Below are 23,695 nucleotides of genomic sequence, written 5' to 3' on the forward strand. Positions count from 1 at the left end.
AAAGGGAAAGGTGCAGAATGAATATAAAAAAATATTTTAACCGAACAGGTGTCTCTTATTTCGCATTTGGTGCGATAGCTATGGGGCTGCAGTTTTTGATTTCTCTGGTTATCGGAAAGATCTGGCCTATGGCTTTTATACATGACTGGCTGGTATGGCTGATTTCTTTTGGCTCTATGTATCTGGCAGCGTTTCCAGTCTGTGCAAAACTTATGAAAAAACTGCCTCAAAAGCAGCTGTATCAGCATGACATGAGATTTAAAACATGGATTCTTTTGATGTCTATGATAATCTGTCTGATGTTTTTTGGCTCTATCGTGGGAAATATAGTAGATACTGTTATTACAGGTGCTTCGGGGCTTGCAGGCGGGTCGGATGCAAATGATCTGGTTATGGGCAGTAATCTGGGTATTGTTTTATTGGTTGTAGTTGTGATAGGCCCTATTGTAGAAGAGATTTTGTTCCGGAAAATATTGATTGACCGCCTGATTGTTTTTGGAGATAAGGCGGCGATTCTGATTTCTGCTATTATGTTTGCCTTGTTCCATGGAAATTTTACACAGCTTTTTTATGCATTTGGAGTTGGATTGATGTTCGGATATGTTTATGTTCGTACCGGCAGATTGAAATACAGTATTACGATGCATATTGCTGTAAATTTTCTTGGTGGTTTTGTGCCGGCTCTGTTTATGAAACTGATGGATCTTTCTCAGATGCAGTATAATCTTTATATGGGAGAGTTAGGCAGTGTCATGAACCGGATGGGAGTGGTGGTAGGACTTCTGCTCTTTGAACTTGCAATGATTGGTGTGGCGATTACGGGGCTTGTGATGCTGATTCGCTATCGAAAGCGTTTTGCATTTAAACAGGGAGAAATGCAGCTTGGGCGGATAGAGGTTCTGAAAAATTTTGTCACTCATCCGGGAATGATTTTGTATCTTGCGTTGTGTGTATTTATGTTTATAATGAATCTCCGGTCCTAGTTAGAAAGATGGGAAGATTATGAAAAGGTGTGGAATTGATTTTTTATTTCATAATTTAAGAGAAATAGATACGAAGAAAATGTTTTTGTTTGACAAAAAACATTAGATATGATAATTTATTTTACTAAGAAAGGATGTGATTCATACATGGACGGTGACACGGACAGTGCCGCAACAATTTTATTTTACACTTATCCATGTAAGATCTTGAATAGATAAAGGTATAGTCTGTTTTTGACAGACTATACCTTTTTATGCTTTTTTAAGATCAATTTCAGGAGGATTTACCATGATAGGTGCAATTATACTACAGATTGTATTAATATTTTTAAATGCTGTTTTTGCTAGTGCAGAGATAGCTGTTATTTCTATGAATGAAACTAAGCTGAAACGCCTGACTGAAAAAGGAAATACCCAGGCGAAAAAATTATCAGCTTTAACGAAAGAGCCGGCCCGTTTTCTGGCTACAATTCAGGTAGCCATTACCCTTGCAGGACTGTTGGGAAGTGCTTTTGCGGCAGAAAATTTCGCAGGGCCAATCTCTGCTCAGATGATAGAAGCGGGGGTTGCAATTCCGGAAAAAGTTTTGAAAACAATTATGCTTTTTGTAATTACAATTGTTTTAGCATATTTTAACCTGGTTTTCGGAGAACTTGTTCCAAAACGGCTGGCCATGAAAAATGCAGATTCTATGGCTTTAGGAATGTCAAGCCTGCTTTATGCCGTTTCCAAAATTTTTGCCCCCCTGGTGTTTATACTGACATTATCCACCAATGCTATTTTACGGCTGATGCATATTAACCCGAACGAGGATGATGCAGCTGTTACAGAGGAAGAAATTATGCTTCTTTTGGCAGAGGGAAGTCAGCAGGGTATCATTGATGATCACGAAAACGAAATCATTCAAAATGTATTTGCATTTGATGACTTATCTGCAGAGCAGGTCTGCACCCACCGGAGAGATGTTGTATCCCTGGACTACAATGATACTCTGGAAACATGGCACCAGACAATTATTCAAAGCCGGCATACCCACTACCCGATTTATAAGGAAAATCCGGAAAATATTATTGGTGTTTTAGATACAAAGGATTACTTCCGTCTCAGTCAGCGTACCAGAGAACTGGTTTTAGAATGTGCAGTTGATGAACCATACTTTATACCGGAAAATTTACGGGCAAATGTTCTTTTTCAGAATATGAAACAAGACCGCCGCTATTTCGCTGTACTGCTGGATGAATACGGCGGATTGTCCGGTATTATAACACTCCACGACTTGATGGAAGAGCTGGTAGGTGACTTATATGATTCAGACGAAGAGCCCGCACCGCAGGAAATTCAGAGAACAGGCGACTCCCAGTGGATTATTCTTGGCTCTGCTAGTCTAGACGATGTGGCCAGAAAACTGGAAGTAGAATTACCTGTTGATGAATATGACACATTCAACGGCCTGATCTGTGGTATCATCGACCGGATACCAGATGACAAAGAGACATTTTCCTGCGAAGGATATGGCCTGCATATCCAGGTAAATAATGTACAGAATCACAGGGTGGTACATACAACTACCAGCCTGACAGAAGCTTTATCAAATTCATAAGCTCCTTCCTTGAGGCATACACACAATTTCTGCTTCTCCTGCATACAATAATTTATCGAAATAAATCAGGAGGATTTGTATGAAAAGATTTTTACGTAAATTCTGTGTACTGCCGCTGTGTGCCGCTCTTGTATTTTGTATGGTACTGACTGGCTGCCAGCAAAAAGGGAAGGATGCTTCTGCATCTAATAAAAAAGAAAAAACTGTTGAAGTTACCTTAAATGAAGTTGCCCATTCCATTTTTTATGCTCCAATGTATGTAGCCATTGAAAATGGCTATTTTGAAGAGGAAGGCATTCAGCTGGATCTTGTAACGGGCTTTGGCGCTGATAAAACAATGACTGCACTTCTCTCCGGAGAAGCTGACATTGGTTTTATGGGACCTGAAACCACTGTTTATACTTACAACCAGGGGGCTTCCGATGTAGTTGTAAACTTTGCACAGCTGACCCAGCGCGCCGGCAATTTCCTAGTTGCCAGAGAGGAAATCAAAGACTTTAAATGGGAAGATTTAAAAGGTAAAGATGTGCTGGGCGGCCGTGCCGGCGGCATGCCGGAAATGGTATTTGAGTACATTTTAAAACAGAACAACATTGATCCGGCTAAGGATTTAAAAATTGATCAAAGCATTGACTTTGGTTCTACAGCTGCGGCTTTTTCCGGCGGACAGGGAGACTTTAGCGTTGAATTTGAACCAGGTGCTACAGCTCTGGAAACAGAAGGCGCAGGATATGTAGTGGCCTCGTTGGGTGTAGATTCCGGCTATGTACCATATACTGCCTTCAGTGCAAAACAGAGTTTTATTAATGAAAATCCTGAGGTGATTCAGCAGTTTACCAATGCACTGCAAAAGGGTATGGATTATGTTAACTCTCATTCAGCTGAGGAAATTGCAAAAGTTATCGAACCTCAGTTTAAAGATACGGATCTTAAAACGATCACTACGATTGTAGACCGTTATGCACAGCAGGATACCTGGAAAACAGATCTGATTTTTGAGGAATCCAGCTACAAACTCCTTCTGGATATTCTGGATGAAGCAGGAGAACTTAGCGGATCACCTGCCTATAAAGATCTGGTAACGACAGAATTTGCAGAAAAAGCTGCAAAATAATTTTATACGGCCAATGAATTTAATATCCCCATAGAATGCTAAACGGATTCTATGGGGATATAATAAAAACAGCCAAAACTGCTGATTTCTCAACACTTTTGACTGTTAGGTTTAGAGCTGCCTAGGGGACTTGAACCCCCGACCTCCGCCTTACCAAGGCGACGCGCTACCGACTGCGCCAAGGCAGCAGATTTTTAAATTACTGACCTGTAATAATATACTACACAGGCCAGCAATTGTCAATCAAAAAAATCAATTCCACACCTTTTAGTTAATTGCAGTTAATTGCAAATTTAAATTCCACCCCCATATGGAATTTAAACCTGCAAATCCTCTTCCCCACAATAGTGGAATTTAATCTTTCCAAATGATCTGTTAAAATACTTTGTAAAATATGGCTGTTTCTTCCCAGCAGGAAGGACGTACTTATGCATAATCAAAAACATTTAACCCTTGATTCCCGGATTATGATTGAAACAAAACTGAACGAAGGGGAAAATTTTAAAGCCATCGGCAGATTCTTAAATAAGGATTGTACAACCATCTCCAAAGAAATCAAAAATCACATTTCTTTCGTAAAAAGTGGCACCTACGGCAAATCTTTCAATGATTGCCGCTTCGCTTTTCAGCGTAAATGCTCTGCACAGATGGTCTGTCAAAAATGTACCTCTCACAAAAATCGCTTTTGCTGGTCTTGTGGCAAATGTTGAATTCGATGCCCAGGGAAAACCTCGTACAAAAATATTTTACTGTAATGCCAGTGCCCCATACCAGAAAGGCAGCTGTGAAAACAACCATGAAATGATTCGACGAGTCATTCCAAAAGGCGTAGACATCGGTCAATATACACAAGAACAGATTGATCTTATGATGAGCCATATCAATTCCTATACACGGAAGAAGCTTGGAAATAAAAGTCCATATGAGATGTTTGAATTTCAATACGGAAAAACTTTATTGGATGTGTTCCATTTGAAAAAAATTCCTGCTGATAAAATCATCTTGAGTCCGGAATTATTAAAATAACCTTAAAAATATAATTAAAAAGCTGGGCAGGAATCTATTGCAAGCCATCATCGCAGAATCTCCCGGGGTGGAATTTACTCTATCCTAAAAACCAACTGTAAATTCGACTTCCGCTCAGTATGCAATAAAATACCCTAAACCACAGCTTTTACTTGTATTTTAACTCTGATCTTGGGTATTTCATATATGAAATCTTTATTTTTTTGTATTTATTTTTTTTAAGTGGAATTTAATCTTGCAAAGTGGAATTCACTTTTTCAACTCACCTACAAAAAATCCAATCTGTGGTCTGGAATTTTAACTGTGTTCCGGGATATACTTAAAAGAAAATAAATGAAGGACAAAAGGAGAGAAATGGTGAAATTCTGTGATTTAAAATATCAAAGACCGGACTTTAAAAAAGAAGAGCAGGAAATCAGAGATTATATTGAGACGTTAAAGCATGTTTCATCTGGTAAGGAATTAAAAGAGGTATATCAAAAGGAACAGAAAAGAAGTGAATATCTTCAAACGATGCAGGTGCTTGCAAGTATCAGAAATTCCATTGATACCAGAGATGAGTTTTATGAAAATGAGATGAAGATTTTTCATGGAGAAATTCCTAAAATAGTTCTGCTGTATCAGGAAGCAAATAAAGTGATTCTGGATTCACCATACAGAGAGGCCCTTCAGGAAGGAATGCCGGCGACTCTGCTGACAGATATGGAAATAGAACAGACACTGGCGTCAGAGGAAGTAGTGAAAGATATGGAACAGGAAGCTTTGCTGTGTCAGCAGTATTCTGAATTGACTGCTGTCAGTCAGATCCAGTTTCAAGGTGAATCCTGTAATTTTTACCAGCTGCTAAAATATATGCAGAGTTCCCGCCGGGAAGTGCGGAAGGGGGCATTTGAGGCCTGGGCGGCTCTTTATGAGCAGATTGCTCCAGAATTGGATAAGATTTATGATGATTTGATTCGCATCCGGGTGGGCATGGCTGAAAAGCTTGGGTATGAATCCTATACAAAGTTTCGTTTTGCGGCTTTGCGCCGGTATGATTATAAAGAAGGGGATGCCCGGCAGTTTCGCAGTCAGATTAGAGAAGTAGTAGTGCCATTTTGTCAGAAGCTTTATAAGGAGCAGCAGGCACAGCTGGGAATTGAGACACTTTATTACTATGATGAATCCATTTCAAATCCTAATGGGAATGCAGTTCCAAAAGGAACACCGCAAGAACTGGTGGAGAAGGCACAGCAGATGTATCACCAGCTGTCTCCGGAAACAGGAGAATTTTTTGATGTTATGAAGGAATCAGAACTGTTTGATTTGGAGACAAGGCCGGGAAAAAGACCGGGGGGTTACTGCACGTTTCTTGCCAGGGACCGGGTACCGTTTATATTTTCCAACTTTAACGGAACCAGTGCAGATGTAGATGTGCTGACCCATGAGGCCGGTCATTCTTTTGCAGCTTATGAAACAGGAAAAACAGAGATTCCTGGAGATTATGTATTTCCTGTTAATGAGATTGCTGAGATCCATTCTATGACCATGGAGTTGTTTACCTATCTCTGGATGGAACTATTTTTCGGGGAGCAGGCGGAACAGTATCGGTATACACATTTGGCAGATGCCGTAAAAGTAATTCCCTATCTTGTGTGTGTGGATGAGTTTCAGCATCGGGTATATGCAAATCCGGATATGACTGCTAAAGAAAGAAGAGCCGTATGGCATGAGCTGGAAAAGGTATATCTTCCCTGGAGGAATTATGCTGGCAATCAGTTTCTGGAAGAAGGGGGATTTTGGATGCAGAAGCAGCATATCTTTTTATTCCCGTTTTATTATCTTGAATATGCCCTTGCTCAGATGGGGGCCTTTGAATTTTTTGTGAAGTCAAAGCAGGATTTCCAAAATGTCTGGGAAGACTATTACAGGCTGTGCCGTGTGGGGGGAAGTATGGGGTATTTTGATACACTGAAGTTTGCAGGCCTCAGCAATCCTTTTGAGAAAGGGACTGTGAGAAGCATTATGGAAGGGGTTGCCCGAGAACTAAATCTGAGTTTGTAGTGTATCTGTTTTTAGAAGAATAAAAATCTGCAGTCTGCTCATAAAAAGAAAGTCTTTACTCTAAAACTTTAATGTGATAAAATTTTTACGTAATAAATTTATAGCACGGGAAATCCAGATTAAAAATAGTATCTGGTAAGTATATAAGGAGCAGGACAATGAACAGTAAAATCAGAACAGAGGCTGTAGATCATTTATTTCAGGCAATATTAAGTTTAAAGGACAAAGAAGAATGCTATACATTTTTTGAGGATGTATGTACTATCAATGAAATTTTATCATTGTCTCAGCGTTTTGAGGTAGCACATATGCTGAGAGAGCAGAGGACCTATCTGGATATTGCTGAGAAAACAGGGGCTTCCACAGCAACCATAAGCCGTGTAAACCGTTCACTGAATTATGGAAATGACGGCTATGACATGGTCTTTGAAAGAATGAAAAAGGAAAACGAGTAGAGGAATAAAGCTGAACAGACACAAAAAAGGTATCCGAAACAAAGTGTTTTTGGGATACCTTTTTAATACATTTGAATATTTATTTTTTGAAACTGTCGCTAACTGAATCAATCAGCTGCTCGATAATAATTTTTTTCATATAAATATCAATGGCCAGGGTGCAGATTAGTGTAAAAGCCTGCAGAAATTCCTCATCATCAGACTGAATATGTTTCAGTTTTTTTACAGATGCCTGTGACAGCTGAAGTTTTTCTGCGATATCATGTTCTAGTGCTCTTTGCAGATCTGGTTTGATAGAGAAAACAGACTGGTAAATTTCTTCTAATTGAAGATCCTGTTTTTGACCGAAGAACTTTTTGGTTACAGGGTCTAAAATTTTACGGATTTCATTGATACTTACAATATTTTTAAAGTAGTAGATAAAAATCAGAGTCAGAATATGATCTTTCGAATATTTTTTTCGATTGGGGGATGGAAGGAGATTATTTTTGGCATAATTATTAATCATAGTTTTTGTTAGTGGTTTGTCATTTCCAAAATGACGGAAGGTTCCCAGGCGGGAATTGATCAGTGTGGTAACTTGATCCATGTACAGTTCGATATCCGGAATTTCTTTCGGTTTGATATGTTCAATGCTGCTGATGTTTTTTACGATGCTGTCCATTAAGTCCTTTGTGTTTAATTCCATTTTCTTTCACCTCATTTTCTTGATTATATAGTAAGAGAAATCAGAAAACAAGAAATAGAGATATTTCATCCGGTAATAAAAGATATTGAATAGATGAAAGAGACTTGCTATAATAAGTTATATACAGAAAATATGTTCGATAAAAGAATTGGAGAGTTTTATGAACAGATACGAGTCTTTAAATAAACAACAGCAGGATGCGGTATTTCACACGGAGGGCCCCCTGCTGATTCTGGCTGGCGCCGGTTCAGGGAAAACACGTGTGCTGACTTACCGTACAGCATATTTAATAGAAGAAAAAGGTGTACAGCCTTTTCATATTATGGCTATCACTTTTACCAATAAAGCTGCAGGAGAAATGAGAGAAAGAATTGATGGAATTGTGGGGCAGGGCTCTGATAGTGTCTGGGTCAGTACTTTTCATTCTACCTGTGTGAGGATCCTGCGAAGATATATTGACCGGATCGGGTTTGACAATAATTTTACGATTTATGATGCAGATGACCAGAAAGTGGTTATGAAGGAAATCTGCAAACGCCTAGAGATTGATACAAAAAAATACAAGGAGCGAACCTTTTTAAATGTTATTTCATCTGCCAAGGATGAACTGGTTACGCCGGAGGAGTTTACGCTGCGGGCGGCAGGAGACTATGCACTGCAAAAGCAGGCTCAGGTATACCGTGAGTACCAGCAGGTTCTGAAAAAAAATAATGCTCTGGATTTTGATGACCTGATCTGCAAATGCGTAGAGCTTTTCCAGACGGATGATCAGGTACTGGAATCTTACCAGGAGCGTTTCCGATATATAATGGTAGATGAGTATCAGGATACCAATACAGCACAGTTTCATCTGGTACAGCTGCTTGCGAAAAAGTATAAAAATCTTTGTGTGGTTGGCGATGATGATCAGTCTATTTATAAATTCCGTGGGGCCAATATACATAATATTTTAAATTTTGAAACTTATTTTCCGGATGCAAAAGTGGTGAAGCTGGAGCAGAATTACCGTTCTACCCAGAATATTTTAGATGCGGCCAATGCGGTTATACGCAATAACACAGGCAGAAAAGAAAAGGCATTATGGACAAATCAGCATGCTGGAGATCCGCTGATTTTTCGGCAGTTTGACCAGGCATATGAGGAAGCAGAATATATTGCGGGGGATATTTCAAAACTCGTGAAAAATGGTGCATATAATTACCGGGATTGTGCCATCCTATACCGTACGAATGCACAATCCCGTATGTTTGAGGAAAAATTTGTATCATTGAATATTCCTTATAAAATTGTTGGCGGTGTAAACTTTTATGCCAGAAAAGAAATTAAAGATCTGCTGGCATATTTAAAGACCATTGATAACGCAAAGGATGATTTGGCCGTAAAACGGATTATCAATGTGCCAAAACGTGGAATCGGAGCCACAACCATCAATCGTGTGCAGGATTATGCAGATAATCAGGGTATCAGCTTTTTTAATGCTCTATGCCGGGCCGAAAATATTCCCTCCATTGGTAAAGCGGCAGCTAAGATCCGTCCATTTGTAGGATTTATACAGGGACTCCGGGCGCAGACTGATTATATGTCTGTGGAGACCCTGCTGGATCAGATTATAGAGGATACCGGGTATGTTCATGATCTGGAGCTGGAAGACAGCGATGAGGCAAATGCCAGAATCGAAAATATTGATGAGTTGATCAGCAAAGCGGCAGATTTTGATAATCAGAATGAAAACGGCGGTTTAAGTGTTTTTCTGGAGGAGGTAGCATTAATAGCAGATATTGACAGCCTCAGTGAAGACAGTGATTATGTGGTGTTAATGACTCTCCACAGTGCAAAGGGATTAGAATTTCCGAATGTTTATCTGGCAGGAATGGAAGACGGACTTTTCCCCAGCTATATGACCATTACCTCTGATGATCCAATGGAAATTGAGGAGGAACGGAGATTGTGTTACGTTGGAATTACCCGGGCAAAGGAACGCCTGACATTAACCAGTGCAAGAATGCGTATGGTTCGGGGCGAGACACAGTATAACCGGGTGTCACGGTTTTTAAAAGAGATTCCCCAGGAGCTGATGCACGGAGAGATGCCCAAAGAAAAAATCCGGGAAATGCCCTCAGAATCAAATTATATGTCTGCTAAGAAGTCGTTTCAGGCGAAGCCGTTTTCTTCCTATGCAGGAAGCGGAAATACTGGTGCAGCGGGGTACAGCCGGTACTCGTCAAATATGGCCAAGTCGTTTGATTCCGGCGCCACAACAGGTAAGAAACTTTCTTATGAAGTAGGGGATAAAGTCAGACATATGAAGTTCGGGGAAGGGATTGTACTGCAGATTCTGGCCGGCGGAAGAGATTTTGAAGTTACTGTAGACTTTGAAAATGTGGGTACAAAGAAAATGTTTGCATCATTTGCAAAACTGAAAAAAGTATGATAGACTGAACTAAAAATAGTAGGTAATGGCAATAGAAAAGGAGCACTGTTATGAATAAAATGGAAGAATTAGTAAGTGTTGCAAAATTGACAGATTTCTTAAAACGCAAAGAAGGCGAAGAGAAGAAATCAAAAGTTTTATGGATTGTTGCAATTATCGGAGCAGTGGTTGCAATTGCAGTAGTAGCCCTTTGCATTTACAAATTTTTTGCTCCGGATTATATGGATGATTTCGAAGACGAATTTGAGGATGAATTCGAAGATGATTTCTTTGACGATGAAGATGAAGAATACGGGGAAGAGTAAGCAGCAAGAGAAATATCTGCCCATACACTTCAATATATAAGTATCCTTAAATATAGAAAGTTACTTAAAAATGCAGGTGTATAAACGCAGCATATGAATAATAAATAGAATTATTATTAACGTATTTACCGGGCTGTCAGCGTTGCTGGCAGTCCTTAATTTATATTAGAATATATCAGATGTGGGATGACTTCCGCCTCTGCAGGCGGTGAGTAACAAATTGGTATTAGTGGCGGGTGTCAATCCCTCATCTGAGATACGCTCCGCGAGGAGGTGCAGCGATTTGGAATAGAATGTTGTCAGCAAAGCTGACCCGAATCACACACCAAGTCTCGCAAGAGCGAGACTTGAACAGGAAGGTGACATATGAAAAAAGGACAGATTTTTGAAGGAATGGTAGAAGAGGTAAACTTTCCAAATAAAGGAATCGTTAAAATAGATGCCCGTCAGGTAACAGTAAAAAATACGATTCCAGGACAGAAAGTTTCTTTTATGGTTAATAAAATCAGAAAAGGGAAAGCGGAGGGACGACTGCTGGATACGCTGGAGAAATCTCCTGTGGAACTGGAGCAGGTTTCCTGTCCGCATTTTGGAAGCTGCGGAGGCTGTAATTACCAGAGTCTTCCTTATGAGGAACAGCTGAAATTAAAAGCGGAACAGGTTTTAAATCTGCTGGAATCAGTTGTCCCGAATGTAAATGAACTGTTTGAGGGCATCAAAGCAAGTCCCCAGCAGTTTGGATACCGCAATAAAATGGAATTCACTTTCGGGGATGAGTATAAAGACGGCCCCTTATCGGCGGGAATGCATAAGAGAAACAGCTTTTATGACATTGTAACAGTGGACCAGTGCCAGATTGTGGATGAGGATTACCGAAAGATTTTAAGCTGTACTCTGGAATTTTTTCAAAAATCTGGAGCTGCTTTTTATCATCGTCTGCGCCATACAGGTTATCTGCGTCATCTGCTGGTACGAAAGGCCGTTAAAACCGGAGAGATTCTAATTGATCTTGTAACAACCACACAATATGATAAAATGTCAAGCTGTCAGCCGGAAGAAATAAGAGATATCCTTCAGAGAAAAAAGGAAACATCGGCCACAAAGGAAACAACGGAATCAGAAGATACGATGCAGAGTGGAGCTGAATTATTAAATTCTTCAGACGCAGAATCAGAAGCTGTTATATTGTCTTCCTGGAAGGAAGCCCTGCTGGGCCTTTCGCTATCTGGTACTATTACCGGCATTTTACATACAAAAAATGACAGTGTGGCGGATGCAGTAAAAAATGAAGGAACAGACCTGTTATATGGAAGAGATTATATTGTAGAAGAACTTCTGGGACTGAAATTTAAAATATCAACGTTTTCCTTTTTCCAGACCAATTCACTGGGCGCGGAAGTGCTGTATGAGACAGCCCGTGAGTATATAGGTGACACTCTTAATGAAAAAGCCGGGAAAATAGTATTTGATCTGTACAGCGGAACCGGAACCATTGCCCAGATGCTGGCGCCTGCCGCGCGAAACGTAATCGGTGTCGAAATCGTGGAAGAAGCAGTGGAAGCCGCAAAAGAGAATGCGGCGCTCAACCAGCTGAATAACTGTGAATTTATAGCCGGAGATGTTTTGAAAGTGCTGGACACTATTGTAGAGAAACCGGACTTTATAGTGCTGGATCCTCCCCGAGAGGGTATCCATCCAAAAGCCCTGGAGAAGATTATTCGTTATGGTGTTGATCAGATGATATATATTTCCTGTAAGCCTACCAGTCTGCAGAGAGATCTGGAAGTACTTCTGGCCAGAGGGTATGAAGTGAAACGGGTTTGCTGTGTAGATATGTTTCCAGGAACGGTGCATGTGGAGACTATTGCGTTACTTCAGAAATCAAAACCTGATACTTATGTGAAATTAAGTTTGGATATGGAAGATTATTATAGGATTATGAATACAGAAGGAGATGCGAAAATTGAATGATTTTTAGAATGTGTTGAAAATGTATAAGAACTGTAAATTGGTCAGACAGTCTCTGACCAATTCAAAAACCTACCAACAGCAAGTAGTGGAAGAAAATTTTTTCTTAGTTGATTACATTATTTGAAATTAATGCGTATTTCTGATGTAAATGAACGACATTTCTATGAAATTGAAGCAGCAAAGAATGACTGGAGTTTGTCAGAATTAAAGAGGCAGTTCAATAGTGCTTTGTATGAACGGATTGTACTAAGTTCAAACAAGGATAAAGTTACTCGTCTGGCAACGGAAGGTCAGATTGTTGAAAAGCCGGAAGATGCCGTGAAAGATCCGTATGTGTTGGAATTTCTTGGGCTTCCAAAGTTACCGGAATATTCAGAAACGGAACTGGAAACAAGAATTATTGATCATTTGCAAAAATTTTTATTGGAACTTGGAACAGGATTTGCATATATCGGACGTCAAGTGCGTTTTACATTTAATGAAGAACATTTCCGGGTTGACTTGGTTTTTTATAATCGTTTATTGAGATGCTTTGTGCTTTTTGACTTGAAGATTGGAGAATTAAAACATCAAGATATTGGTCAGATGCAGATGTATGTGAACTACTATGATAGAAAAGTAAAACTCAAGGAAGAGAATCCAACAATCGGTATTGTCTTGTGTAAAGATAAGAATAATGCTGTTGTAGAAATGACACTTCCAGAAGATAACACACAGATTTTTGCCAGTAAGTATCAGACAGTTCTTCCGAGTAAAGAAGAACTGAAGAAATTGCTTGAAGAGCAGAATAATGAAATAGATTAAAAGAAAAGTGGATATGATTGGGGGAAGACACGTGTATTGTTGGAAATGGATATCAGTCAGAAAGATTTGCATAAATATTTATCTGGAACTGGAAAAGCTGTAAAAGGAAGGAGGATTACAGGATGGAACATAGAGTGAAGGTGACTGTTTTAGATAAGAAATTATTTCCTGAGTTACAGACTCAGTATTGTGCTGTACCAGACAGCGGAAAGTGTCCCTGTTATTATGTGGGGGATGAATTTATGTTTTATCGAAATGATGAGAGAGACGATTATTGGCATATGGGGGCAGGAACATTAGTAAAAAGTGGTCAGCCTGACGAGGGGGTATTGATTTCTCCTGGAACTATGCACTGTGGAACGGACGGTGTTCCTTTCTGCTCAGAGGCATGGGACGCTATCAGCCGATATATTTATGCGGCGCTTCAAGGCGGAGCAATCATGCATGGCTGGATGAATGATGATAAAGTAATGATTGCCTGTTGTAATGATGGCACGAGGCCGGTGATTTTCAAAATTGAAAGAATTGATATTGAGAATTGAAAATTTCGGAGGCACTATTGTGAAAATAAAAAAGATTTATCAAGACTTTTCAGTATGTCAGGTAGAAGATTATTCCCTTGTGAATTTAGATTCCGAGTACAGCTTTATCGGAAAGACTGATGAAGAAAAATCCCTTGTATGTATTACTAGTGAAGTCCCTTCAAATGTCATTAGGCGAGATGACGGTTGGAAAGCTTTTTGTATTCAAGGTGTTTTAGATTTTTCATTAATTGGAATATTGGCTAAAGTCATCGCAGTTTTGGCGGATAACGATATTTCGATTTTTGCAGTGTCTACCTACAATACAGACTATGTTTTGATAAAAAGTGAGAATTATCAGAAGGGTTTGGATGTCCTTAAATCTATAGGACATGAGATTGTAGATTAAAAATCAGTTCATAGACTAAAAAACGTATACAAAATAAGTACATACAAATCAGCATTTGCTAAAACGGCGGGTGCTTTTTTCTATAATTACATTTTGGAAGGAGTATAGAAAGGAGGAAACTATGTTAGGAGCTATTGTTGGGGATATCGCAGGGTCCCGTTTTGAATGGAATAATCATAAAAGTAAGGACTTTGAGTTTCTTACATATAAATGTTTTCCCACCGATGACAGTATTATGACTCTGGCGCTGGCACAGGCAATTCTGATAAGTAAGCCGGATTACAGTGACCTGTCAAAAAATGCAGTTGAGTGTATGCAATCCATAGGCCGTAATTATCCGGACTGCGGTTATGGTGGAGCTTTTTATTAATGGATGTTTTCTGATGCTCCACAGCCATATAACAGCTTTGGAAATGGCTCAGCAATGCGCGTGAGTGCTGCAGGCTTTGCAGGGAGTAGTCTTGAAGAAACAAAGAAAATTTCAAAGAAGATTACAGAAGTGACACATAATCATCCAGAAGGTATTAAAGGAGCTGAGGCTGTGGCAGCTGCCATTTATATGGCTAAGACTGGCAGCAGTTTGCTGGAAATTAGGAATTATATCCATGAAAATTATTACTCTATGAACTTTACATTGGATGGTATCAGAGCAGCTTATAAATTCAATGAGATTTGTCAGGATACGGTGCCGCAGGCATTGATGGCATTTTTTGAGTCAACTGGTTTTGAAGATGCAATTAGAAATGCAATCTCAATCGGAGGAGACAGTGACACTATCGCGGCTATTTGTGGTGGAGTTGCGGAGGCGTATTATGGCATTTCTGCTGAAATCAGAAGGCATACATTAACTTTTCTGGATAAGCAGTTACTTGAGATTTTAGTGGCGTTCGAGGACAAGTATCCACCGGTAGTGGAAAGAAGATATAACTTTTGAAACGCGAAGGAGCGGATGTAGCTTAACTGTATATGTCCAAAACTACAGCATTATAATTGAGTTTGAGAAGGGAGTTTAAGAAATGAATATACTAATAATTAAGAGCAGTCCCCATAAAAAGGGCTCATCGAATCTGCTGGCGGAAAATTTTATTCGGGGCGCAGAGGAAAAGGGCCATCAGGTAAGTATCTTTGATGCCGGCCATGCTAAGCTGCACCCGTGTCTTGGATGCGATGCCTGTCATATGAATGGTCTGTGTATCCAGAAAGATGATATGACAGAGCTGCGCAGTCAGATTCTTGATTCGGATATGGCTGTTTTTGTAACTCCTATTTATTATTTTGGAATGTCTGCACAGCTAAAAACAGTAATTGACCGATTTTACAGTTTTAATAGTGAACTTATGGAAAAAGCATTAAAGACCATGCTGATTGCCGCGGCATGGGACAGTAATGACTGGACAATGAAAGATATTTCCGCTCACTATGAAACTTTGTGCCGTTATTTGAATTTCAAAGATCAGGGCCAGATTTTAGGAATAGGATGCGGTAATGTTTCTATGACAAAAAGCACAGAATTTCCAGAACAGGCCTATCGTCTGGGAAAAACCATATAATGTTTGAAAAGATACGGTAACTGTGTGGCATTTTGACTTTACCGGGAGACGGTGCAGGCAGCAGGAGAAAGTAAAATGAATGAAAACTTTATGAAAGAAAAGCCGATTTTGCCTCTGCTGGCATCAATGGCATTTCCAATGGTTATTTCCATGCTGGTTAATTCCTTATATAATATTGTGGACAGTCTATTTGTAGCCCGGATTAGTGAAGATGCTATGACTGCACTTTCACTTGTATTTCCGGTGCAGAATTTTGTGAATGCGGCAGCTATCGGGTTTGGGATTGGAATCAATGCTGTCATCGCTTATTGTCTGGGAGCAGGTGATCAGTTAAAGGCAGATCAGGCGGCAACTCACGGTATGTTATTTGCCGTGATACATGGAATTTTGTTAACGGTGATCTGTATTGCGGTAATGCCCGGTTTTTTACGTATGTTTACCTCTGATCAGGAAGTACTTAAGATGGGAGTGGACTATTCTAACATTGCCTTTCTGTTTTCTATTATGATTGCGGTAAGTATTACATTTGAAAAAATTTTTCAGTCTGTGGGATGTATGAAAGTAACAATGATCAGTCTTATGTGCGGATGTATTACAAATATTATTCTGGATCCGCTTCTTATATTTGGAATCGGTCCGTTTCCGGAACTTGGAATTTCCGGAGCCGCGCTTGCCACCGGGCTGGGACAGGTTGTTACACTGTCTATATATGTAATTATCTATATTTTTAAACCTATCCCCGTGCAGATTGCGATTAAACATCTGCAGAGGGATACAGCATTGGACTTAAAATTATATTCTATTGGGATTCCGGCCATTTTGAATCTTGCGCTTCCGTCTTTGCTGACATCTGCATTAAATGCAATCTTAAGTACATACTCACAGATATATGTGGTAATTCTGGGAATTTATTATAAGCTTCAGACTTTTTTATATTTACCGGCCAATGGAATTGTGCAGGGGATGCGGCCAATCATTGGATTTAATTTTGGCGCAGGGGAGTATGAAAGAGTAAAAAAGATTTACGATATTACGCTGGGGATGATAGCGGTTATTATGGCGCTGGGAATGGTGATCTGTCTTGTGGTTCCCGGCCAGTTAATGGGACTGTTTACCGAAAATCCGGAGACGATTCAACTGGGAAAAACAGCACTTCGTTTTATCAGTGCGGGGTTTATTGTTTCCTCTGTTTCTGTAGCTTCTTCCGGGGCTCTAGAGGGCCTGGGCAAGGGAACTCCTTCGCTGTTAATATCTTTGTTCCGCTATACAATTATCATTCTTCCGGCAGCATTTGTATTAAGCAGGTTTCTGGGAGCTGTTGGTGTATGGAATGCTTTTTGGATCGCGGAGGCTGTAACAGCAGTAATTGCAATTTATATTTACCGCAGTGCAGTAAAAAGCAGATAAATATATAAAAATAAATAGAATTTGCAGCATACTGTACCGTGGAGGAAACAGTATGCTGCTCTGAATAATTTCAATATGTATCATTCATTATGAAAAAAACGATATATTTCATTCTATTTTGCCTGTGTATCTAGCTGGTGGGTATAAATAGTATAGCTCCACAGCCGGCAGAAAGGTGCGACACCGTCGGCTTTTCCTTTGGCACCGGTATACATGACAGAAATAGCTCCAGCCGGCAGATAGCCATAGGGATCTCTAAGGAAACCGCAGTTATGATTTCTGTCATAGCCGGTTGTTTCCCGATTAAGCACTCCTGTCCGGGTCCAGACACCCCAATTTAGATCATCTAAATTCACCGGCATACTGTATATGGAGGAACGCTCAGGAGTAATGGAAGTCTCCGTTCTTATAAGCTTGCCGTTTTCGTAGATTTCATCTGCAAAAGGATGGGTATCGCATACCATATACAGGATGCCATCTCTGTAAGCGAAATCGGCATTGCTGATAAAGTCAAGATATCCCTGTCGATTAATGGTTACTTTATTAGGAACCGTGGCTTCTCGCAGTACAACAGGGGCATTTAAATTAGAAAGTTCTATAACGGAAAGTTTCTCACTGGTGAGGTTATGTGTTCCACTTGTATAGAAGAAAGCAATTTTTCCCTTTTTATCCAAATTGATCATGGATACCTGGCCAACGCCCCATTGAAACGCTGAATGTGTGTTGTCATGGGTAAATTTAATAAATGGATTTTCATTGATTTTGTGCCAATTTTCTAAATCGTTGGACACGGCAATGCCAATCTGGTTGTCCTGATTATCCAGTGATGTACAGCCAAGATAACCCATTAAATAGTTATAATGTTTTCCGTTGTACTGGAAGTCTCCTTCAATGACACTTGGATCACAAACATGCATGGAATCCCACTGGGGATTTTTCCCGGCAGAAAGCACAATTTTAGCGTCGGTGTGGAGGTATCCGTTTCCGGAAGGATTTGGAATACTTTTTACCAGTGCAATAGAATCTACAATAATGTAAGGCTGTGTATTTGTACAAAAATAGGTATAAATAATTCCGTCTTTTTCAAATGCAGAGGGGCAGTAGTTATAAAATCCGGGCTGCTGCCCTTTTTTAAATATAGAAGACGACTCCCTGATAAATTCTCCCTGTGCATCTTTTGAATGTTGTACCGCTGATTTGGCCAGAGAAACGCTCCGGGATACCGGCGCGGATATTTTGCCGCTGGTCAATCTGACGTTTTTTAGAGAATATGCGGTTTGTTCCTCTGTAAAAAGACCTTTTAATTCCTCGAAACCGTCTGTTAATTCCAGTATCTGGAAATATAATTGCTCGCTGCTGTCACGTATGATAAAAGGGGTGAGCTGATTCTTCAGGCATTCTTTAAACAAAATAATTTTAAGAACCTGTCTTCCGCCTGTTTGAAACGGATATATAGTTTCAAACTTCAGGCAAAATTCTGCCAGAGTGTAAAGAGATATGTCCTGCGTCTGATACCAGGACAGTAAATCTGCTACGGATTCCTCTGTATGTTCTCTGAATTCTCCAATTTGGCCGTTATTTAGATGGTCATCCAGAATACTGTTTCTAAATATAAAATGGTATTTTTTTAACAGTTCAGAGGATAAAGGCTCTTCATAGGTATTTAACATTTCATCGAACATCAGAAAATGTCCGGCGGTTTCCTGAATATCCTTCAGGCAATATTGGATATCTGAAGCAGGGAGAGTTCCGGTTTTTAAGATGGAGGTGATCTGCTCCTCTGTCAGAGCATTGTTTTCTACATGATTTGAATGGTAGCACATCTGGCACTGCGTAAGCCCGTACAGTCCTTTTTTGTCGCGTTTAAGAAGAGTTTGGGTTAAGTTGTTCATAAATTTTCTCCTTATGAATCTGATCCAATCTAAGATATTGGATACATATAGTAACTATTTTATTATACATGAATTGAAAGTAAAAAGATAGTTTCATTTGCTGCGAAAGCATTTGAAATCCCTTTTCCCAATACGGCCTTCTTTTTATACGAAATCTGTTAAAATATGTTATACTGTATAAAACGAAACGAATTAGAATCAGATGGTGAAATGAGGAATTTATGGAAGAACAAAAACATCAGAGACGTGTCCGGTATGCAGGAAAATATCCAAGACACTATCAGGAGAAATACAAAGAGCTTCAGCCGGAAAAATATGCCGCTACTGTATCCAGGGTGATAGAAAAAGGAGGCACGCCTGCAGGGATGCACATTTCTATCTGTGTCAAAGAGATCTTGGATTTTCTAAAGATTCAGCCGGGACAAAAAGGTCTGGATGCGACGCTGGGATATGGCGGACATACATTGGAGATGTTGAAGTGCCTTAACGGACAGGGACATATTTGTGCTTTGGACGTTGACCCCATTGAGTCGGAAAAAACAAGAGAGCGGCTGGAAAAACAAGGATACGGGCCAGAGATACTCACTGTAAGACTGCAGAATTTCGCAGATATTGATATTGCGGCAAAAGAAGATGGGCCTTTTGATTTTGTTCTTGCGGATCTTGGGGTGTCATCCATGCAGATAGATAATCCAAAACGGGGATTTTCCTATAAAAATGAAGGACCTCTGGATCTGCGGCTGAACCCGCTGGAGGGGCTCAGCGCCGCAGAGCGTTTAAAAACAATAGATCAGGAAGAACTGCAGGGGATGCTTATAGAAAATTCCGATGAGCCATATGCAGAGGAAATTTCAAAAAAAATTATCCAGAAGCTGAAACGGGGAGAAAAAGTAGAGACGACCATGCAGCTTCGCCAGGTAATTGAGGAAGCGCTTACTTTTCTGCCGGAAAAACAGCGGAAAGATGCGGTGAAAAAGTCCTGTCAGAGGACATTCCAGGCGCTGCGCATTGATGTGAATCACGAATTTGAGGCATTGTATGCATTCCTTTTAAAGCTTCCGGATGTACTGGCTCCAGGAGGAAAAGCTGCAATACTCACCTTTCATTCCGGGGAGGACAGGCTTGTGAAAAAGTCTTTTAAACAGCTATATAAAGAGGGCGTATATTCAGATATCTGTACCGAAGTTATCCGCCCGTCAAAAGAGGAGTGTATGAAAAATAGCCGGGCGAAGTCCACTAAGATGCGCTGGGCTGTAAAATCATAAATAGTATCAGGAAAGGGAGAGGTTATGAAAAAAATAGTGAAAGGACTTCTGGCAGCGGCCGTTTTTACTGTATGTCTGGCAGGAGGAGCAAAAGGTACGCAGGCAGAAGCGTATCAGCCGCCCTGTATACCCGGGGAAAAGGAACTGAAAGAGTACCAGAAGGACGGGACGCTGAAAGAGCGGATGGCGTATTATGAAAACAGTGCCGGGGCTGAGGTATCGGAAAGTTTGATTAAAAAAGCACTTTTCAGGGAGCAGGGAGGTTTAAAAACCAGAAGCAGTCTGCCGGATAACTGGGAAAATATGAGCGGCGGTATGCCTGCGGAGGGCAATGCAAAGGTGCTGCTTTTGCATGTGGATTTTCCGGATGAGAAGTTTGAAGCCGGAGATACAAAAGAGGCGTTGGAAGAAATCGCATTTGGCAGTAACAATGATTATGCGCCGTATGAAAGTCTGACAGCTTATTATGAGCGTGCTTCTTACGGAAAATTACATATTGACGGAGACGTTTATTCCTATACTGCCGAAAACAACAGGGAATTTTATGAGAATGATATCGAAAGTCTGTTTACAGAAGCCATGAGAGCGCTGGATGATGAAGTGGATTATAATCAGTTTGACGGAGACGGCGACGGATATCTGGACGGAGTATACCTGCATTTTGCCGGTGTGGACAGCGGCTGGGGCAGCACCTGGTGGAGCATAACAAATAATTCATTGGGGCAGGAAGCTTTTGACGGGGTCCGCATAGGAAAATATGTGACTCTGCATAATCCTTCCAATACAAAATGGGGAGCCCAGACGCTGATTCATGAGACCGGCCATGTTCTGGGGCTTCCGGACTTTTACGCGCCCGGTCAGGATTATGAGGGCGGAATTAAAACCTATGACATGATGTATATGAATACCGGCGATTACAACGGATTTTCCAAATGGCTCCTGGGATGGATTTCTGAGGATCAGGTTGTGCGGATTACCAAGGATAACTGGACAGACATAGACAGTGTAACATTGGAATCTTTGTCGGAGCAGGCCGCCGGAGATAATCCTAAAATTGCAGTGATATCACCAGAAGATCAGGGGATATTCTCGGAATACTTTGTAGTGGAATATGATACCTGTGTGGAAAATCAAAAAGCACTGACCTTTAACGGCAAAGCTTTGCCGGATGGCTTTCGGGTATTTCATGTAAATGCCCGGCTGAATGACGGCGGAACAGGATTTGCTACAGGAAACTGGTCGGCGGACCAGACAAAGCTTATTGAACTGGTGGATCCGGACGAGGCATTGTTTCATGGTGATATATTCGGTGATGAGGACGGCTTTGATCAGGTGCCCGGACCTTATGATGCGGAAAGCTATCACTGCAAATTTATGGAAGGTGACAGCCTGACGCCGCAGTCTTTGCCAAACAGCGCCTTTGAAGGCGGAAAATATAAAGGCTATACCGGGATTACCATGGAATCCTTTGTTACCGGAGGAGAGGCGGCAGGAAGTTTTTCAGTATCTTTCGGGGAAGAAAGTCTTCTGCCGGATCCTGAGGATTTTGAACTTACAGAATGTGGAGGCTGGCTGACCACAGATCAGAGCAATGTTGTGATGATACCTTTTGCGCTGTCCATGGAGGCCTCGATTTTAGACGATAGGATTTCTCCGGTGCTTCAGACAAAGGACGGAAAAGAAATTAAAGGAAGAATAGAGCGGCTTACGGACAGCCAGATTTTGTTTGTGGCAGAGGCAGACAGTCTGACAGCCGGTCCAGCCAGAGTTGTTTTCCCTGAGGGATATTTTGATCTGGGTATGGGAGTTGCATCAAGGGAAATCGCGAGAGATATCAGCATCGCTGAAAATGCTGAAAAAACGGGTGGATTATCTATAGATTTTGGCAACAGCTTCAGTGGAGCAGCAGCTTTTGACGGCGGCTGGTATGTACTGATGTCTGATGAGAATGAACTGCGGTTATACAGGATCGCCAGTGATGGAAGTGTTCATTATGAGAATCTGGATGTCAGTTCCTGGGAAGGCTGGATTGCTCCGGGAGAGGGCAGTGTGGAAAATATAGTGATTCTCTCAGACGGGACTCTTGTTTTTAGAGGAAATGACTGGCTGGAAGGAACTTTGAAACTGGCCCATATTGATCAGGAAGGAAATCTTCTGGATGATATTGTGAAGCTGGATAGATCTGATTATGAATTGGCAGTTACCGGTGATACTGTTAAGCTGTACCGTACCGAGTTGTATGAGCTGCAGGAGCTGCTAAGTGTGGATTTTAAAGGAGAACCGAAATCTGTTGAGATCACGGACCGCATGAGATACAGTACCATTCTCTTTACAGATGAGGGATATCTGTTCCCGTACTATGAGGATCGGGACAAAAGCTATATTTGTTTTGATATCTATGACAAAAATGATAAATTAGTACATACTTTTTCATATGATTCTGAAAATGAAGATATGTTTAAGGGCGGGGAGTTTGCTGCTGCGGCATCAGCAGAGGGGAAATTATATCTGTTTGCATTGATGCAGGATTATGAAGAGATTTGGTCTGCTTCTGATACCATGTATATAACCGGAGAGATGTGGTGCTATATATTGGATCAGAAAACAGGAGGATTTCTGGGACGAACCCTTGTTGATCAACAGCTTCGGCTTACAAAAAATAGTAATAGCAATATAGGGCCGGAGCTGGTAACTGTATCGGTATCCGATGATATGATGATGCTTCATCTGAGGAACCGGGTTGATGGAAAGTATCTGGATGACGGCTATTTTTATCTGGCAGACAGCTATTTTATAGATCTGCAGGGAAATCTTGTTTCAGAGACAAGCAGCATTAACTCAATGAAGGTTAGTTTTCAGAGCGGAAAATTATTAACAGCCGGGGCATGGCAGGATGGGAAAGTGGAGTTTTCCATTCATAATGCTGTCAAAGACCAGGAAGATACAGTGAAGCCGGATCCGAAGCCAGACGGAGATAAAGATCCCGGTAAACAGCCGGGGGATGAACTGGAAGATCAGGGCCCGGCTCCTGACAAACATCCAGCCGGCAGTAAAAATACCGATGCTTCAGCTTCTCAGACAGAAACTCAGATAGAAAAACCGGCAAAAACCGGTGATTCTTTCCGGACAGGTATTTATGCGGTTATGATTATAGCAGCAGGAGCGGCAGCGGTGCTGGTGGTCATAAAACGCAGAAATATATAAAATAACACCATCGTTTGGCTGTGAAAA

The 23,695-nt window shown here is 40.8% G+C and carries 20 protein-coding genes, 1 tRNA gene and 1 pseudogene; 19 read left to right on the plus strand and 3 right to left on the minus strand.

The window, feature by feature from the left end:
- Positions 1–17 precede the first annotated feature (17 nt).
- The 3 genes from OCV88_RS14810 (at position 18) to OCV88_RS14820 (ending at position 3,697) form a co-directional block, all read left to right on the plus strand.
- Positions 18–983 (plus strand): CPBP family intramembrane glutamic endopeptidase, encoded by a 966-nt coding sequence (locus OCV88_RS14810; RefSeq protein ID WP_158426215.1) that lies wholly within the window; start codon positions 18–20, stop codon positions 981–983.
- A 289-nt stretch (positions 984–1,272) separates the two neighbouring features.
- Entirely contained in the window at positions 1,273–2,583 is a 1,311-nt protein-coding gene (locus tag OCV88_RS14815; protein WP_158426216.1) for a hemolysin family protein, read from the plus strand.
- 79 nt (positions 2,584–2,662) lie between these two features.
- Positions 2,663–3,697: an ABC transporter substrate-binding protein gene (locus OCV88_RS14820; protein WP_158426217.1), complete on the plus strand. Its 1,035-nt coding sequence runs from the start codon at positions 2,663–2,665 to the stop codon at positions 3,695–3,697.
- 115 nt (positions 3,698–3,812) lie between these two features.
- On the opposite strand, the gene OCV88_RS14825 is transcribed toward OCV88_RS14820, so the two are convergent.
- Positions 3,813–3,885: transfer RNA gene (locus OCV88_RS14825), tRNA-Thr, on the minus strand.
- A gap of 279 nt (positions 3,886–4,164) precedes the next feature.
- On the opposite strand from OCV88_RS14825, the gene OCV88_RS16110 reads away from it, so the two are divergent.
- The 4 genes from OCV88_RS16110 to OCV88_RS14840 all read left to right on the plus strand — a co-directional run bounded on the left by OCV88_RS16110 (position 4,165) and on the right by OCV88_RS14840 (position 7,221).
- On the plus strand, positions 4,165–4,407 hold the full coding sequence (locus OCV88_RS16110; protein WP_416795194.1) for a helix-turn-helix domain-containing protein: 243 nt from the start codon (positions 4,165–4,167) through the stop codon (positions 4,405–4,407).
- Positions 4,394–4,723, plus strand: coding sequence for an IS30 family transposase (locus tag OCV88_RS14830; RefSeq protein WP_158426219.1), 330 nt, complete (start codon positions 4,394–4,396; stop codon positions 4,721–4,723). Before OCV88_RS16110 ends, OCV88_RS14830 begins: the two co-directional genes overlap by 14 nt.
- Positions 4,724–5,056: 333 nt before the next feature.
- Entirely contained in the window at positions 5,057–6,766 is a 1,710-nt protein-coding gene (locus OCV88_RS14835; RefSeq protein ID WP_158426220.1) for a M3 family oligoendopeptidase, read from the plus strand.
- Between the two features lie 158 nt (positions 6,767–6,924).
- Positions 6,925–7,221 (plus strand): YerC/YecD family TrpR-related protein, encoded by a 297-nt coding sequence (locus OCV88_RS14840; RefSeq protein WP_158426221.1) that lies wholly within the window; start codon positions 6,925–6,927, stop codon positions 7,219–7,221.
- Between the two features lie 79 nt (positions 7,222–7,300).
- Here the strand turns inward: OCV88_RS14840 and OCV88_RS14845 are convergent, their stop codons facing one another.
- Positions 7,301–7,909: a DUF1836 domain-containing protein gene (locus OCV88_RS14845; protein WP_158426222.1), complete on the minus strand. Its 609-nt coding sequence runs from the start codon at positions 7,907–7,909 to the stop codon at positions 7,301–7,303.
- A 160-nt stretch (positions 7,910–8,069) separates the two neighbouring features.
- On the opposite strand from OCV88_RS14845, the gene pcrA reads away from it, so the two are divergent.
- The 10 genes and pseudogenes from pcrA to OCV88_RS14895 all read left to right on the plus strand — a co-directional run bounded on the left by pcrA (position 8,070) and on the right by OCV88_RS14895 (position 17,307).
- Positions 8,070–10,340 (plus strand): DNA helicase PcrA, encoded by a 2,271-nt coding sequence (pcrA, locus tag OCV88_RS14850; protein WP_158426223.1) that lies wholly within the window; start codon positions 8,070–8,072, stop codon positions 10,338–10,340.
- Between the two features lie 50 nt (positions 10,341–10,390).
- Entirely contained in the window at positions 10,391–10,645 is a 255-nt protein-coding gene (locus OCV88_RS14855; protein WP_158426224.1) for a hypothetical protein, read from the plus strand.
- Positions 10,646–11,011: 366 nt separating this feature from the next.
- The gene (locus OCV88_RS14860; protein ID WP_158426225.1) at positions 11,012–12,616 is read left to right on the plus strand and encodes a class I SAM-dependent RNA methyltransferase; all 1,605 of its coding nucleotides are present in this window, start codon (positions 11,012–11,014) and stop codon (positions 12,614–12,616) included.
- 36 nt (positions 12,617–12,652) lie between these two features.
- Positions 12,653–13,420: pseudogene (locus OCV88_RS14865) on the plus strand (PDDEXK nuclease domain-containing protein); the annotation flags it as partial.
- Positions 13,421–13,542: 122 nt separating this feature from the next.
- Complete coding sequence (locus OCV88_RS14870; RefSeq protein ID WP_158426226.1) at positions 13,543–13,962, plus strand: TIGR04076 family protein; 420 nt, start codon at positions 13,543–13,545, stop codon at positions 13,960–13,962.
- A gap of 19 nt (positions 13,963–13,981) precedes the next feature.
- Positions 13,982–14,350 (plus strand): ACT domain-containing protein, encoded by a 369-nt coding sequence (locus OCV88_RS14875; protein ID WP_158426227.1) that lies wholly within the window; start codon positions 13,982–13,984, stop codon positions 14,348–14,350.
- Positions 14,351–14,471: 121 nt separating this feature from the next.
- Entirely contained in the window at positions 14,472–14,720 is a 249-nt protein-coding gene (locus tag OCV88_RS14880) for a hypothetical protein (protein ID WP_262591437.1), read from the plus strand.
- A gap of 3 nt (positions 14,721–14,723) precedes the next feature.
- Positions 14,724–15,284: an ADP-ribosylglycohydrolase family protein gene (locus tag OCV88_RS14885; protein ID WP_262591438.1), complete on the plus strand. Its 561-nt coding sequence runs from the start codon at positions 14,724–14,726 to the stop codon at positions 15,282–15,284.
- An 82-nt stretch (positions 15,285–15,366) separates the two neighbouring features.
- Positions 15,367–15,900, plus strand: coding sequence for a flavodoxin family protein (locus OCV88_RS14890; protein ID WP_158426228.1), 534 nt, complete (start codon positions 15,367–15,369; stop codon positions 15,898–15,900).
- Between the two features lie 75 nt (positions 15,901–15,975).
- Positions 15,976–17,307 (plus strand): MATE family efflux transporter, encoded by a 1,332-nt coding sequence (locus tag OCV88_RS14895; protein WP_158426229.1) that lies wholly within the window; start codon positions 15,976–15,978, stop codon positions 17,305–17,307.
- A 113-nt stretch (positions 17,308–17,420) separates the two neighbouring features.
- Here OCV88_RS14895 and OCV88_RS14900 read toward each other — a convergent pair whose 3' ends face one another.
- The gene (locus tag OCV88_RS14900; protein ID WP_158426230.1) at positions 17,421–19,199 is read right to left on the minus strand and encodes a hypothetical protein; all 1,779 of its coding nucleotides are present in this window, start codon (positions 19,197–19,199) and stop codon (positions 17,421–17,423) included.
- Between the two features lie 221 nt (positions 19,200–19,420).
- Between OCV88_RS14900 and rsmH the strand changes: the two genes are divergently transcribed.
- Positions 19,421–20,464, plus strand: a complete 1,044-nt coding sequence (gene rsmH, locus OCV88_RS14905; RefSeq protein ID WP_158426231.1) for a 16S rRNA (cytosine(1402)-N(4))-methyltransferase RsmH — start codon at positions 19,421–19,423, stop codon at positions 20,462–20,464.
- Positions 20,465–20,488: 24 nt separating this feature from the next.
- The gene (locus tag OCV88_RS14910; protein ID WP_158426232.1) at positions 20,489–23,668 is read left to right on the plus strand and encodes a M6 family metalloprotease domain-containing protein; all 3,180 of its coding nucleotides are present in this window, start codon (positions 20,489–20,491) and stop codon (positions 23,666–23,668) included.
- The last annotated feature ends 27 nt before the right edge of the window (positions 23,669–23,695 follow it).

Origin of the sequence: Brotonthovivens ammoniilytica, from assembly GCF_025566885.1 — a bacterium.
GTDB lineage: Bacteria > Bacillota > Clostridia > Lachnospirales > Lachnospiraceae > Brotonthovivens > Brotonthovivens ammoniilytica.

Bases quoted from the DNA above. Each gene is read 5' to 3' on its own strand.
- OCV88_RS14900 (WP_158426230.1), bottom strand. From the start codon at position 19,199: ATGAACAACTTAACCCAAACTCTTCTTAAACGCGACAAAAAAGGACTG.
- OCV88_RS14880 (WP_262591437.1), top strand. From the start codon at position 14,472: ATGTTAGGAGCTATTGTTGGGGATATCGCAGGGTCCCGTTTTGAATGG.
- OCV88_RS14890 (WP_158426228.1), top strand. From the start codon at position 15,367: ATGAATATACTAATAATTAAGAGCAGTCCCCATAAAAAGGGCTCATCG.
- OCV88_RS14885 (WP_262591438.1), top strand. From the start codon at position 14,724: ATGTTTTCTGATGCTCCACAGCCATATAACAGCTTTGGAAATGGCTCA.
- pcrA (WP_158426223.1), top strand. From the start codon at position 8,070: ATGAACAGATACGAGTCTTTAAATAAACAACAGCAGGATGCGGTATTT.
- OCV88_RS14840 (WP_158426221.1), top strand. From the start codon at position 6,925: ATGAACAGTAAAATCAGAACAGAGGCTGTAGATCATTTATTTCAGGCA.
- OCV88_RS14855 (WP_158426224.1), top strand. From the start codon at position 10,391: ATGAATAAAATGGAAGAATTAGTAAGTGTTGCAAAATTGACAGATTTC.
- OCV88_RS14845 (WP_158426222.1), bottom strand. From the start codon at position 7,909: ATGGAATTAAACACAAAGGACTTAATGGACAGCATCGTAAAAAACATC.
- OCV88_RS14895 (WP_158426229.1), top strand. From the start codon at position 15,976: ATGAATGAAAACTTTATGAAAGAAAAGCCGATTTTGCCTCTGCTGGCA.
- OCV88_RS14815 (WP_158426216.1), top strand. From the start codon at position 1,273: ATGATAGGTGCAATTATACTACAGATTGTATTAATATTTTTAAATGCT.
- OCV88_RS14860 (WP_158426225.1), top strand. From the start codon at position 11,012: ATGAAAAAAGGACAGATTTTTGAAGGAATGGTAGAAGAGGTAAACTTT.
- OCV88_RS14910 (WP_158426232.1), top strand. From the start codon at position 20,489: ATGAAAAAAATAGTGAAAGGACTTCTGGCAGCGGCCGTTTTTACTGTA.
- OCV88_RS14870 (WP_158426226.1), top strand. From the start codon at position 13,543: ATGGAACATAGAGTGAAGGTGACTGTTTTAGATAAGAAATTATTTCCT.
- rsmH (WP_158426231.1), top strand. From the start codon at position 19,421: ATGGAAGAACAAAAACATCAGAGACGTGTCCGGTATGCAGGAAAATAT.
- OCV88_RS14810 (WP_158426215.1), top strand. From the start codon at position 18: ATGAATATAAAAAAATATTTTAACCGAACAGGTGTCTCTTATTTCGCA.
- OCV88_RS14835 (WP_158426220.1), top strand. From the start codon at position 5,057: ATGAAGGACAAAAGGAGAGAAATGGTGAAATTCTGTGATTTAAAATAT.
- OCV88_RS16110 (WP_416795194.1), top strand. From the start codon at position 4,165: ATGATTGAAACAAAACTGAACGAAGGGGAAAATTTTAAAGCCATCGGC.
- OCV88_RS14820 (WP_158426217.1), top strand. From the start codon at position 2,663: ATGAAAAGATTTTTACGTAAATTCTGTGTACTGCCGCTGTGTGCCGCT.